Annotated in this window: 10 protein-coding genes; 3 read left to right on the forward strand and 7 right to left on the reverse strand. The window is 68.6% G+C overall.

The genetic code is table 11. The features are described 5' to 3' along the window. Positions 1–296 precede the first annotated feature (296 nt). The 5 genes from LGN17_RS20815 to LGN17_RS20835 form a co-directional block, all read right to left on the reverse strand. The gene (locus LGN17_RS20815; protein ID WP_226198446.1) at positions 297–1,484 is read right to left on the reverse strand and encodes a YncE family protein; all 1,188 of its coding nucleotides are present in this window, start codon (positions 1,482–1,484) and stop codon (positions 297–299) included. Positions 1,485–1,611: 127 nt separating this feature from the next. Further along, on the reverse strand, positions 1,612–3,126 hold the full coding sequence (locus LGN17_RS20820) for a M81 family metallopeptidase (protein WP_226198447.1): 1,515 nt from the start codon (positions 3,124–3,126) through the stop codon (positions 1,612–1,614). A gap of 159 nt (positions 3,127–3,285) precedes the next feature. Next, a complete protein-coding gene (locus tag LGN17_RS20825) occupies positions 3,286–4,710 on the reverse strand; it encodes an aldehyde dehydrogenase family protein (RefSeq protein WP_226198448.1) in 1,425 nt (474 codons plus the stop codon). Positions 4,711–4,740: 30 nt separating this feature from the next. After that, entirely contained in the window at positions 4,741–6,138 is a 1,398-nt protein-coding gene (locus LGN17_RS20830; protein ID WP_226198449.1) for an aspartate aminotransferase family protein, read from the reverse strand. 57 nt (positions 6,139–6,195) lie between these two features. Beyond that, positions 6,196–7,587 (reverse strand): APC family permease, encoded by a 1,392-nt coding sequence (locus LGN17_RS20835; protein WP_226198450.1) that lies wholly within the window; start codon positions 7,585–7,587, stop codon positions 6,196–6,198. Positions 7,588–7,838: 251 nt separating this feature from the next. Between LGN17_RS20835 and LGN17_RS20840 the strand changes: the two genes are divergently transcribed. Next, positions 7,839–8,933: an AraC family transcriptional regulator gene (locus tag LGN17_RS20840; protein WP_226198451.1), complete on the forward strand. Its 1,095-nt coding sequence runs from the start codon at positions 7,839–7,841 to the stop codon at positions 8,931–8,933. A gap of 78 nt (positions 8,934–9,011) precedes the next feature. On the opposite strand, the gene LGN17_RS20845 is transcribed toward LGN17_RS20840, so the two are convergent. Further along, positions 9,012–9,401 (reverse strand): surface-adhesin E family protein, encoded by a 390-nt coding sequence (locus tag LGN17_RS20845; protein ID WP_226198452.1) that lies wholly within the window; start codon positions 9,399–9,401, stop codon positions 9,012–9,014. A 363-nt stretch (positions 9,402–9,764) separates the two neighbouring features. Here LGN17_RS20845 and LGN17_RS20850 point away from each other — a divergent pair, with 363 nt between their 5' ends. Continuing rightward, positions 9,765–12,200: a PEP-utilizing enzyme gene (locus LGN17_RS20850; protein ID WP_226198453.1), complete on the forward strand. Its 2,436-nt coding sequence runs from the start codon at positions 9,765–9,767 to the stop codon at positions 12,198–12,200. A 34-nt stretch (positions 12,201–12,234) separates the two neighbouring features. Here the strand turns inward: LGN17_RS20850 and LGN17_RS20855 are convergent, their stop codons facing one another. Next, positions 12,235–12,609: a S26 family signal peptidase gene (locus tag LGN17_RS20855; protein ID WP_226198454.1), complete on the reverse strand. Its 375-nt coding sequence runs from the start codon at positions 12,607–12,609 to the stop codon at positions 12,235–12,237. 264 nt (positions 12,610–12,873) lie between these two features. Here LGN17_RS20855 and LGN17_RS20860 point away from each other — a divergent pair, with 264 nt between their 5' ends. Then, a complete protein-coding gene (locus tag LGN17_RS20860; protein ID WP_226198487.1) occupies positions 12,874–13,854 on the forward strand; it encodes a helix-turn-helix domain-containing GNAT family N-acetyltransferase in 981 nt (326 codons plus the stop codon). Positions 13,855–13,911: the final 57 nt, after the last annotated feature.

Genomic DNA, 13,911 nt, shown 5'->3' on the forward strand with positions numbered 1-13,911 from the left:
GATTGATCCGGCGCCGATAGTTGCCACCGCAACCGTCGCCTCCACCGCCTTGTCTCCGGGAACGTCACCGGCTTCCCAGGGGCTTACAGTGCCTCAGCGACTGTTTATTCACCACGAGAAGTTTCCCGAATTTTCAGTTTGTTTAACTAAACAATTCGGCATTAAGCGGCTTTTGGCACCCATATCCGCCATTTGTTGCGTTGCAACGGCGACACATGGAAGGGGCATGGAAGGGCGCCCGGTGAATCCGGGCGCCGCATGAACTAACGAAACCGAACGAGTCGATGCCGGGCGCGTCAGCGCGGCAACGTGCGCAACGAAGACGGGCCGCCCGTCAGCGCGATCCGCTTGCCCGTATCGTGCAGCGTGCCGCCTTCGACCGAATAGAGCGCGAGTTGCCGCTCGACGTTGAACTGCACGATCACGTGCCGGCTGTCGGCGGTGAACACGATGCCCTGCGCGGCTTCGCCGCCGGGCAGCTCGCTCACCTTCACGGCCTGCCCGTTGCGGATCTCGAACAGCAGCACCTTACCGATCTTGTGGCGGCCCGGATTGTCGGGCGTCAGGTTCGAGCCGTCCATCGCCTGCACGGCGATCCACTTCCCGTTCGGCGAGATCGCGACGCCCTCCGGCAGCGACGGCACCGTCAGGTACTGGACCGTGCGGAACGGCACGCGCGACACGTCGATCAGCGCGACCGAATCGGCGTCGCCCGCCAGCGTGCCCGTATAGCCCGGCAGCCCCGCGAGCCCGACGTTGCTGACGACGGCCCAGCGGTTGTCGCTCGACACGTCGATCGTGTAAGGCGCGACGCCGGTGCTCAGGCGCGACCCGCTGTCGGTCACCTTGCCGTCGTCGACGTTCAGCACCGCGATGCCCTGCTCGTCGCGCAGCGACACGAGCGCATGCTTGCCGTCATGCGTGAAGCTGATCCCGGCCAGCCGCTTCTTGCCGATCTTCAGGTTGCCGTCGAGCGTCACGTTCGTGCCGTCGATGCGCAGGATCGACACGCTGCCGTCGACGTTCGCGACCAGCGCGAGCTTGCCCGAGCGGTCGATCGCGATCCCTTGCGGATGCGTGCCGAGCTCGATGCGCGCGATCGACGGCGGCGCGGCGTCGAGATTCACGACTTGCAGGAACGTGTCGAACACGAGCTGCTTCGCGGCCGTGTCGTAGCGTGTCGGCGCGCCGACGAGCGCGAGCTTCGCGTCGGGCGTGATCGCGACCGCCTGCGGCGGCCCCTGGATGCCGTTCTCGACATCGACCTGCAGCGCGACCTTCGGCGGGAACGTGCTGGCGTCGAGCAGCGTCAGCGTGTCGGCGGGCGGCGCAGCCAGATAGGTGTCGCGGCCCTCGACGCGCTGGTACTTGCCGTCGTTGCCGGACACGATCCAGTCGGCGGCATGGGCGGCAACGGCCGTCGTGGCGAGGGTCAGCGCGGCGAGCAGGCGCGCGCTGCGCGGGCGGATAGGATTCGAATGCATGGCGGTCGGTTCTCCGGATCGGTTGCGGACGCAATGAATGGATCGACCCAGCTGCTCGACGGGTCGACGCCACCGCATGATGCCCGAAAGCCGGTCAATCCGGCGCCTCGCGCCCGGTTCGTTTCCGTCAATCCGTCCGCTGTGTCCGCCGTGCGCCGGACGAGGGCCACTCGCCGACGTCGTCGAGCGGATACACGGGCCGCGCGAGCCGCTCGTAGCGGAACAGCCCGTAGTCGGAACCCGTCACGCCGCGGCTGTCGCACTCGACCAGCGCGGCCGCGATCGGCACGAACACCGGCCGGCAATACATCCGCGACTTCAGCAGCAGGAAGCGCGCGCGGCGCGGATCGACACCGACGCTCTCGAACACGCCGAGATCCCAGGGCTCCTGCGTACGCTCGCTGATGACGAGCGTGGCCGCGCCGATATCGAGCACGGCCGTGCGGCCCATGTACGCGCGCTGGCCCGTGTACGTCGGCCCCGTGATCACGTATTCGCCGTCGGTGAGCGTGCGCACGACGCCGGTCGCGCGGAACGGCTCGCGCCGCACGCCGCCATGCGACGGCAGGCGGTTGCCGACCGGTACCGTGACGGTCGCGCCGACCCCCGCGTCGATCAGCGCCGCGACGGCCTGCGGGTCGCACAGCGGCCCGCTGACGATGCCGTCGAGCCCATGTTCGAGCGCGGCCTCGAGCAGGTCCATCGTGTCGCACGGGCCGCCCGACATGCAGTTGTCGCCGTGATCGAGCATCAGCACGGGGCGATCCGCGCCGCGCGCGAGCGCAGCAGCCTGCGCAACCGATTCGGCGAGCGGCGCGCTGCGATAGACGAAATCGTCGCGCTCGTCCCAGATCTGCCGTGCGATACGCTCGGCCACCGCGTCGGCCGCGGCCCGGTCGCCATCGGCCACCACGACCACGCTGATGCACGGCGCGGGAATGTCCGCGAGCGAGAAGCCGGGCAGCACCGAGACGGCGAGCATCCCGTCGGCCTCGGCCGCGCGCGCGGCCTCCACCGCGCGCCGCATCGCGCCTTCCGCGCTCGCGCTGCGCAGCGTCGAGGTCATCAGCGGCGGCTGCCGCCACGCGAGCACGGGCCGCGCGCGGCCGTGCAACTGGTCGAGCAGCACGCGTGCCGCATGCTCGCCGGTCTCGACCATGTCGACGTGCGGGTAGGTCTTGAAACTGACGATCACGTCCGCGTGATCGATCATCTTCTGCGTGACGTTCGCGTGCAGGTCGAGCGCGACCGCGATCGGTGCGCCGGGCAGCGCCGCGCGCACACGCGCGAGCAGGTCGCCCTCGCCGTCCACGCTCTGCTCGGCGACCATCGCGCCGTGCAGGTCGAGCATCACCGCATCGCAGCCGGGCGCTGCCGCGACGATCGCGTCGCAGATCGCCGCATACGCATCGGCCGCGACGGGCCCGCTCGGGTTCGCGGCCGCCGATACGGGCGTCACGATCTCGGCGCCTTCACGTTCAGCCGCGTCGAGGAAGGCGGCCATCGCGGTGCGCATCCCGCGATTCGCGCGATACGCGTCGTCGCCCCAGTCGGGGCCGGTGCGGCCGAACGCGGCAAGCGGCGTCGGCACCGGCGAGAACGTGTTGGTCTCGTGGTTCATCCGCGCGATCAGGATCTTCATCGCACACGGCCCACCGCGCGCGCCGCCGCGCCGCACATGCGTTCGGTCGTCTCCGTCATCTGCATCGTCGAGTTCCTCCCAATCGATCAATCGATGTACAGGGGTGCGGTGCCCCTTCCCGCAGGACGCCACTGCCCGGTCAGCGCATCCGCGCGTCGCTCAAGCGTACCCCGTCGTGCCCTTCGTCTCCAGATACTCGACGAGGCCGAACTCCGCATACTCGCGGCCGTTGCCCGAGCGCTTGTAGCCGCCGAACGGCGCGGCCGGATTCCATGGCGGGTAGTTGATGTGGACATTGCCGACCCGCAGCCGCGCCGCCACCCTGCGCGCCCGCTCGGGATCCTTCGACTGCACGTAGGCCGCGAGCCCGTAGACCGAATCGTTCGCGAGCGCGACGGCCTCGTCCTCGGTGCGGTAGGTCATGATCGCGAGCACCGGCCCGAAGATTTCCTCGCGCGCGATCGTCATGTCCGGCGTGACATTCGAGAACACCGTCGGCCGCACGTAGAAGCCGTCGCCGAGCCCGTCCGGCCGCCCGGGGCCGCCCGTGACGAGCGTCGCGCCTTCTTCGATCCCGAGCCGGATGAAGTGCTGGATGCGGTCGAACTGCGTGCGGCTGACCACCGGCCCGATGCCGGTTTCCGTCGAACGCGGATCGCCGACGACCGTGCGTCCCGCCTCCCGCCGCGCGGCCTGCTCGGCCTGCGCGAGATGGTCGACATGCACCAGCATGCGCGTCGGCGCATTGCACGACTGGCCGCTGTTGCTGAAGCAGCTGCGCACGCCGCGCGTGACCGCCTCGTCGATATCGGCGTCGGGCAGGATCAGGTTCGGGCTCTTGCTGCCGAGTTCCTGGTGCACGCGCTTCACGGTATCGGCGGCCGCCTTCGCGACCTCCACGCCCGCGCGCGTCGACCCCGTGAACGACACCATGTCGACGTCCGGATGCCGCGACAGCGCGTCGCCCACTTCATGCCCGTAGCCGTGCACGAGGTTGAACACGCCGGGCGGCACGCCGGCTTCGTGCAGGATCTCCGCGAACAGGATCGCGCTGAACGGCGCGATCTCGCTCGGCTTGAGCACCATCGTGCAGCCGGCCGCGAGCGCCGGCGCGACCTTGCACACGATCTGGTTGATCGGCCAGTTCCACGGCGTGATCAGCGCGCACACGCCGATCGGCTCGTGCGACACCAGCAGCGAATCGGTCTGCGTGCTGAAGCGGAACGCCTGCAGCGCGCGGATCGTCTGCTCGAGGTGCGCGGTGCCGACCGCGGCCTGCGCCGCGCGCGCGAACGCGATCGGCGCGCCCATCTCCTGGCTGATCGTCTGCGCGACCTCCTCGTAGCGGCGCCGGTAGATCTCGAGCACGCGCTGCAGCAGCGCGACGCGCGCGTCCACCGGCCAGCGCGAATACGTGTCGAACGCCTGCTTCGCCGCGCCGACCGCGCGATCGACGTCGGCCGCGCCGCCGATCCTGAGCTGCGCATACGGCCGCGCGGTGCTCGGGTCGATCACGTCGATCGACCGCGCATCGGCCGGATCGAGCCACCGGCCATCGATATAGGACTGTTGTGAGGTTCGCATCGCATGCTCCTGAAATGAAGGACGCCGCGCTCAGCGCGTCGCCCGCGCATAGGTGTCGACGAGGACGTCGCGGATCTTCGCGACGAACCACACGATCTCGTCACGCGACATCACGAGCGGCGGCGAGAATTGCACGATCGGCGTGCCTTCGTGATCGACGCCCGCGCGACACAGCAGCCCTGCGTCGAAGATCGCGGGCGCGAGCAGCGTCGACACGAACGCCTGCGCACTGATGCCGGCCGCCCAGCGGCGCGCGGCCTTGTCGGTCACGAGTTCGAGCGAGTAGTGATAGCCGTCGCCGCGCACGTCGCCGACGCACGGCAGTTCGAGCAGGCCGTCGAGCGTCTGGCGGAACACCGCTTCGTTGTCGCGCACGTTCTCGAGCACGCGTTCGCGCGCCATGATCGCGAGGTTCGCGAGCGCGGCCGTGCACGCGACCGGGTGGCCGCCGTACGTCGCGCCGTGCAGGAACATCTGCTGCGGGCCGTCGAGCACCGTGTCGACCACCGCATCGCTCGCGATCACGCCGCCGAGCGGCACGTAGCCCGACGCGATGCCTTTCGCGAACGTGATGATGTCCGGCTTCAACCCGTAGCGCGCGGAGCCGAAATATTCGCCGAGCCGGCCGAACCCGCAGATCACCTCGTCCGCGACGAGCAGCACGCCGTGCCGGTCGCAGATGTCGCGCAGCCCGGCGGCATAACCGGCCGGCGGCGTCAGGCTGCCGCCCGCGTTCTGCAGCGGCTCGACGACGATCGCGGCGACGGTATCCGGCCCCTCCTGCACGATCAGCGATTCGATCTCATCGAGCAGGTGGCGCGTGAACTGCGCTTCCGTCTCGCCTGCCGGGCGCCCGTAGCGCTTCGTGTTGCTCACGTGCCGCACGCCCGACATCAGCGGCTCGAAATGCTTGCGGAAGTTCGTCATCCCGTTCAGCGCGAGCGCACCAAACGACGTGCCGTGATACGCGACGCGACGCGCGATGAACTTGCGCCGCTGCGGCTCGCCGCGCGCCTGATGGTACTGGCGCACCAGCTTGATCGCCGATTCGTTCGACTCCGAGCCGCTCGACGTGAAGAACACGCGATTCAGCCCTTCCGGCGCGAGCGCCGCGAGCGTGTGCGCGAGCCTGATCGCCGGCTCGTGGCCCACGCCCCAGTTGGTCGCGAACGGCAGCCGCACCATCTGCTCGCGGATCGCGTCGCCGATTTCCGCGCCGTGGCTGTAGCCGACCTGCACGCAATACAGCCCGGCCAGCCCGTCGAAGTAGCGCTTGCCGTTGCGGTCGACGAGCCAGCAGCCTTCGCCGCGGTCGAACACGGTCAGCGCGTGGTCGCGATACGCATCAGCGTGCGTGAAATGCATCAGCAGGTGGCGTTTGCCGATGGCCTGCAGGTCCGCATCGGGATTGACGTCAACAGCGTTCATGGATGATTCCTCCTTCAGGGTTTCAGAGCCGGCGGCCGGCAGCCGGCCACCGGTCATTCAATTCATCGACAGCGTCGGCGCCGGGCGCGTGAAGCCGCGCGTCAGCCACACGAGCTGGCAGAGGCCGAGCACGAGCCAGCCGATGCCGACGTAGAAGGTCTGGCGCGACAGGCCCGACCAGAGCCACACGTTCATCGCGAAGCCGATCGCCGGCATCGCGCCGAACGTGATCCAGCCCGCGAAGCGGCGATGCTCGGCGCGGCGCAGATAGCTGCGCATCACGCACAGGTTCACGACCGCGAACGCGACGAGCGCGCCGAAGCTGATCATCGTCGACGCGAGGTCGAGCGTGATGAACAGCGCGGACAGCGACACGATGCCGACCGCGATCGTCGCGCGCACCGGCGTGCGCAGCCGCGCATGCAGATGGCCGAATACGCGTTCGGGCAGCACCCGGTCGCGCCCCATCGCGAACAGCACGCGCGTCACGCTCGCCTGCCCGGCCATCGCGCTCGCGAAGCAGCCGGCCACGTACACCGCGACGAAGAACGCCGACAGCGTGCCGCCGCCGATGCGCCGCATCAGTTCGAGGCTGGCCGAATCGAGATCCTTGAATGCGTGCCAGTCTGGAAACACCACTTGCCCGACGTAGGCGACCAGCATGAACAGCACGCCGCTCGCCAGCGTGCAGAGCAGGATCGCGCGCGGCACCGTGCGCGTCGGCTCGCGTGTTTCCTCCGACAGCGTGGTGACCGCATCGAAACCGAGGAACGACAGGCACAGGATCGCGGACCCGGCGAAAATCGCATGCGCATCGCCCGACGACGGCAGCGCGACGGCCATCGACAGCCCTTCGCCCGCCGCGACCCGCGCGGAAGCGACGAAGAAGATCGCGATGAACACGAGCTGGCTCGCGATCAGGATCAGGTTCACGCGATTGACGAGCCGGATGCCGACGATGTTCAGCCCGGTGATCAGCACGATGCTGCCGACGATCCACACGCCGGCCGGCACGCCCGGGAAAATCTGCTTCATGTAGATGCCGATCGCGAGGTAGCTGATCATCGGGATGAACAGGTAGTCCATCAGCAAGGCCCAACCGACCATGAAGCCGGCCGACGTGCCGAAGTTTCGGCTGGCGAACGTATAGGCGGACCCGGCGCTCGGCATCAGCCGCGCCATGTGGCCGTAGCTGCGCGCGGTGAACAGCATCGCGACCAGCGTGAGCGCATACGCGGCCGTCAGGTGCCCGTTCGTCTCGCTCGTGACGAGCCCGTAGGTCGTGAACACCGTCATCGGCAACATGTACGCGAGGCCGAAGATCACCAGCGTCGCGAGCCCGATCGGACGGGGCTGGCGGCGTTCGTCCGCATCGCCTCGCATGGCGTGCGCGCCGAACTCATGCGTCGCGGCGGCCGATGCGTATCGACCTGGGCTGTCGTTGTCCATGCTGTCCTCACGTGGGTGGCGTTCACGGCTTCAACACTCGTTCGCCCGGCGCGGCCGGCGGCGCACGGCTGGAAGAAAGTGTGGTGCGCCAAAAAATCGGCCACGAATGAGAAAAGCGGACGTAATCAGGGGATATTTACGGACACGGTGCCGCGCGTCGCGCCGGCGAGTCATGCATGATGCGGTGCCGCACTGGCGTTTTGCGGACATTCCGGCTATGTTCTACGCGACCCCGTCGCCCCGTCCGCACCATGAACCGTCGCTCCCATCCCAACCCGAGCCGGGCCGAGCGCAGCCTGCGCTCGGCGCTCGGCCTCGCGCGCCCGGCCGGGCGCCAGGAGGACATTCCCGCCACCGTCCACGCGATCGCGGTCGCGCTGGACGAGTGCCGCGTGCGGCATATCGACGGCGCCGCGCTGCTCGAAGGCACGGGGCTCGGCGCGGACGAAGTCGCGTCGCCGAACCTGCACGTGAATCGCGGCCAGGAACAGCGCTGCTTCCGCAACCTGCTGCAGCGCAGCGGCGTGCCGTCGATCGGGCTGTCGATCGGCGCGCGGCTGCACGTGTCGACGCTCGGCCTCGCCGGCTACGCGATGCTGATCAGCGGCTCCGTGATGCAGGCATTCCGGTGCATGAGCCAGTTTCCGCTGTTCATGGGGCTGTATTTCGACGTGCGTATCGATGCGCATCCGGACGGCATGAGCGTGACGATCGGCCGTTACAACGGCGAGCCCGATCTCGAGGTGTTCCAGGTCGACATGTGCCTGTCCAGCCTGCGCCTGATCGTGTCCGATCTCGTCGGCAAGCCCGTCTGGCCCGCGCAGGTGCAGCTCGCACGCCGCACACCGCGCAATGCGGCCGACTACACGCGCCACTTCGGCTGCAAGGTCGCGTTCAATGCGGGCGACAACCGCCTCGTCTTCACGTCGGTGAACGGCACGGAGATGCCGCTTCTCGCGAACGAAGTCAGCTTCAATGCGTTGCATGGCCAGTGCGAGGCGCTCGAACGGCAGTGGGCCGCGTCGGTCGGCACGCGCTTCGCCGATCGCGCGAAGGAGCTGATGGCGCGCGACCTCGTGCGTTTCAAGTCGATGACGTCGCTCGCGAACGCGCTGCACCTGACGGAGCGCACGCTGCGCCGGCGGCTCGACAAGGACGGCCTCACGTTTCAGGCGTTGCTCGACGACGTGCGCCGCGACGAGGCGGTGCGGATGCTCGACGACCCTGAGCTGACGGTCGCGGCCATTGCGGAACGTCTCGGCTACAGCGAGCCGCGCAGTTTCCGTCATGCGTATCGGCGCTGGACCGGGCGCACGCCGCGCGCAGGCATGGATCCCGACGCGTGAAGCGCAACGGGCGCCCGTCTGGACAACCCACGGTAAGCGCTCCCGACGAACGATGGCAATCCGGCTGCGTTGCCGGTATCAGGACGCTCCGCACACGTAATTCATGACCAGCGTCTGAATGGAGTCTCGCTGCACGTAGTCGTAGTCATCCGCGTCTTCACGAGAAACATGAACCTGGCCCGGTTGAGTTCCAGTCATGCGGGTCTTGCCCATCGCCCAGGTCTTGTTCGCGCAGTCGAATATCCAAATGGAAACGAGGCTCTTCACCGGAAACGGCGCCGAAAAACGGCGCGGCTCGGCGTAGACGATCCTGACCGTCGCCCACGCATTGAGCGGGCGACGCTCGACGGAAGCGGGGTCGACATAGAGCGCGATAGCCGGACCCGGGCCAAGCGTGACCCAGTTCTCCGCCGATGCGCCGCTTGCGACGAGCGCAAGCAATACGCCCGCGATCCAGCGTTTTTTCATTTTCATTCCTCGAATCCGGTGCGATGAATTCCGGCGTCCCGATTCTACTTTCCCTGTCGACGCGAAGTGCGCATTTCGATCCGGATCATTCGCCGGCCTCGACGTATTTCGGTTGATCGACATCCGGTCATGCGTATCGATCATTTATCGAAAAGCCCCCAACCCGGAATGAAGATCGCCTCGAATCGACTCGCGTAGAATGCCCGCGACAATCAAGCATCAAGCCGAGCGGGCCGCCCTTCCATTCCACTCGCACCGGCGCAACGCGAACAAGACGACACGAACAAGACCCGTGGCATCCGCCGACGGCGCCGCCCCGACCGGGCGGGTGCCACCGCGACATCGCCCGCCGACGAAGCATCCATGAGCAAACCGATCCTGTACCTCCTTGCCGGCAACGGCAGCGCGGCCGACTGGTGGGACGATGCGCTGCCCCACTTCCGGCATTCCCGGCCCGTGCCGCTGGAACTCCCGGGCTTCGGCGACAACCCCGCGCCGCCCTGCGAGGATCTCGCCGCGTATGCGCAAGCGCTGCTGGACGCGACCGAGCCGGGCCACGCGATCATGGCGGTCGGCGTGAATGCGCTGCTGGTGCTGCACGCATTGCAGCGACGCCCCGGCCACTTCAGCCGCAGCGTGCTGCTCGCGCCCGTCGGCGCATTTCTGTGGGAACGGCGCCTGCCGAAACTGATGGCGCCGAAACCGCTGCGCAAGACGATCCACTGGCTGCTCGCGCACCACCCGGCGCTGTTCGCCCGCAAATTCTCGAACCTGACCTGGACACGCGCGCAGTACCGCCGCATGGGCGCCGGCTATGCGCGCTGCCGCGCGTTCCTGCCGCACTGGGATCTCGTGCGCGCCGATACCGCGCTGCCGCTGCTCGAGTGGGTCACCGATCGCATCGAACTCGTGTGGGGCGACCAGGACAACGTGCTCGGGGTGCGCCAGGCCGCCGCGTGGTCGGCCATCCTCGCGCGCGCCGACCTCACCGTCACGCTGCAGGCCGGCTGGGGCCACTATCCGTGGATCGACGCGCCGGCGGCATTCGTGCAGTGGCTCGAAGCGGGCGACGCCGGCTTCGTCGCGCATACCAAAGGCGGGCGCCTCGCGCTCGCCGCGATGGCCGGCCTGCCCGTGCCGCCCGCGCTGTCGCTGACCCGCGCCGACGATCCGCGCCTGCCCGGCTTTCTCGCGAGCCAGCCGAACGCCGAGTGGGCGATCCGCTCGTCGAGCCACGGTGAGGATCAGGCCGACGCGGCCAACGCCGGCCTGCATACGACGTTCCTGCGCGTCCCGGCCGCGCAGGCGGCCGCACGCGTGGCCGAGTTGCTCGACGGCGGCCTCGAGGAATCGGTCGTGCAGCGCTTCATCACGCCGGTGCTGTCGGGCATCGCGTTCGTGCGGCATCTGGCCGTCGAAGTCGAATGGGTGGAAGGCCACCTTGAAACGCTCGCCGACGGACAGGCCAGCCCGCAGCGCGCGATCCTGTCGCGGCTCGGCGAGCTCTGGCAGCGCGGCACGTTCCCGCCCGCGCACGGCCTGAGCGCGACGCAGCTATGGACCTTCCTGCAACGCGTGCTGCGCGCGTTCCACTACGTGCCGGGCGATGTCGAATGGGCGTGGGACGGCCAGCAGCTGTGGCTGCTGCAGTACCGTCCGATCAGCCGCTACGGCTGGCATCGACACCTGACCGCCGCGAACATCGCCGAGATCCTGCCGCCGCAGCCGAGCCGGCTGGTCGAGTACGCGCAACGACGCGCGGCCGGCAGCATCCCGGCCATCATGGCGCGCTGGGATGCACGCGTACTGCAGGACAACGAACCATTCACCGCGCTCTATGGCGGCGCGTCGTACATCAACAACGACCTGTTCCTCGCCCGTCTCGCCGACTGGGGCGTCTCGGCCGGCAACTACAGCGGCGAGATCGGCGGCGCGACGCCGCCGCTGCGCTGGCGTCCGCTGCGGCTGCTGCGTTCGCTGCCGGTGTTCTGGCGCATGCTGCGCGTCGCACGCGGGCATCTGCCGACGCTCGAGCGCGGCTTGCAACGCTTCGACCAGGAGCTCGCGACACTCGTCGAGCGGCGCGCCGACGGCCAGCAACTGGCCGACTGGTTCACGCGCTTCTACGTGTTCGTCGTGCAGGGCAACCTGTGCATCGCGTCATCGCTGGCCAGCAGCGGCGGCGCACTGTGGGGGCGTCCGCCGACCGCATACGGCCAGCTCGACGACAGCCCGCATCGGCTGCCGTGGGAAACCGATCCGGGCACCGCGCGGCCCGCACCCACCGACCTGCCGCTACAGCCATTTCCCGACTGGCCGCTGCCCATCCGCGTGCTCCACGCACTCGGCGCACCCGGCCTGCGCGGCTGGTACCTGCAGGTACGCGAGTGGTATCGCGACAACCTGATGCGCGTGTTCTTCCGCCTGCATCATGCGATGCCGGCCGCCGACCGCGACGTGTGGTTCGCGCCCCATCCCGATCGCCGCGAACGCAACGGCAGCTTCTGGCAGGACGGCAGCGAAGGCGCAGATGAAGCGGCCGGCTTCATGATCTATCCGGGCCACACGCAAGGTGTGCTCGGCCTCGACATCCTGCTGGAAGACACGCTCGACCCGGGCCGGCACGCGCATTACCAGGCCGCGCGCGCCGTGATCGCGCGCATGGGCGGCCGGCTGTCGCACGGCGCGACGCTGCTGCGCGAACTGCGCAAGCCGTCGGCCGTGCTGCCGCGCGTCGATGCCGCGTGGATCGGGCGCGAGGTGCGGCTCAGCGACGGCCGACTGACGCTGGTCGAGTAAGCGCGACGCGGTTGCCGCGCGCCTGCTCCGGTACTCAGCGCACCGGCGTGCGGACTTTCCCGTCGACCTTCAGCGTGCGCCGGTCGTGCGCGGCTTCGTATTCGACCGTCTGCGCGGGCGTCACCGCGCCGTACGAACGGCCGTTCACATAAACGGTGCCGTCGCGCAGCTCGATGCGGTCGCCATTGACCGTCGCGGTAGCCCGTTCGCCCTGCAACACCGCGCCCGAGCAGCCGGCGGTCGAAAAGCTGCGGACCGACGTGCCCGGCATCGCGGCGACCCCGCCCTGATCCGCCGCTTGCGTTGCACTGCAAGGCGGCGCATCCATGCTGCCGGCAGCGTGGACCGTGCCGGCGCCGATGCCGCACCCGGCAAGCAACGCAATCGTCATCGGCTTCAGATGGTTCATGGCGAGCTCCGTTGTCCGCAGCCGCGGATCGATGACCGGCCGACGCCCGCGTTCGCATGGCAGGCCGTCCGGAGGCACCCAGTATGCGTCCGGTTCGTGGCACGCCGCCATCGGCACCAGTACCGCTCACCGCCGGCTCGGTTCACGCCGGCTTCGGCCTCGGTAGACGCGCCCCCCGGCATGCCCCCCCGTAAAGATCCACCTTGATCAAGTTGCGACACGCAACTATTATTGATTGCGATCCGCAACCTTCCCGGGCCAACCATGGACCTCATCGACGCTCCCGCCAAGCCTCGCGAAGCGACCATCCTCGAGCTGCGCGACTTCTCCCGCAAACTGGTTCGCGAGCTCGGCTTCATGCGCGCGACGCTGGCCGACAGCGACTGGGCACCCTCGGCCGTCCACGCGATCCTCGAGATCGGGATGGCGCCCGGCATCAATGCCCGCGATCTGGGCAACCTCCTGCGGCTGGACAAATCGAACACGAGCCGGCAACTCGCGCGGCTGGAGGCAGCCGGCGTCGTGGAGCGGCGCGTGTCGAGCGACGATGCGCGCGCGAGCGAGCTGTACCTGACCGCCGACGGAAAAAAGCTCCAGAAAAGAATCGACACGTTCGCGACGGATCAGGTATCGAATGCGCTGCGCCGCATGGTGCCCGCCGACCAGCAGGCACTGCTGCGCTCGCTCGCGCTGTATGCCGATGCGCTCGCCCAGGACAACGCCGCCAAAACGCCTGCCGCTGCACTCGACGCGCCAACGATCCGCGAAGGCTACCAACCGGGTTGTATCGGCGATATCGCGGGCCTTCATGCGCGCTTTTATTCGGAACACTGGGGCTTCGGTGCCTTTTTCGAAAAGCGGGTGGCGACCGAGCTGGCCGAGTTCGCCGGTGCGCTGCCGGCTGAAGGCAAGGCGCTTTGGCTGTGCCAGGAAGACGGGCGGACGCTCGCGTCGCTCGCGATCGATGGCGACCCGGCAACGGGTGTCGCGCACCTGCGCTGGTTCATCGTGAACGATGCGCTGCGCGGGTCGGGCGTCGGCCGCCGGCTCATGACGGAAGCCATGCGCTTCGTCGACACACGGCGGTTTCGCGAAACCTATCTGTGGACGTTCAAGGGACTGGACTCGGCGCGCCATCTGTACGAGTCGTTCGGCTTCACGCTGACCCACGAATCCGCGGGCACACAGTGGGGAACCGAGGTGGTCGAGCAGCGCTTCAGCCGGCCGGGGCCATCGGACAGTTGACGGTCGGCGGGCTATCGCCGCCCTGAAGCTGATCGGCGCCGTCTACGCGACGACGCG

The sequence above is a fragment of the Burkholderia sp. AU30280 genome, from assembly GCF_020420125.1.
In the GTDB taxonomy this organism is placed as follows: Bacteria; Pseudomonadota; Gammaproteobacteria; order Burkholderiales; family Burkholderiaceae; genus Burkholderia.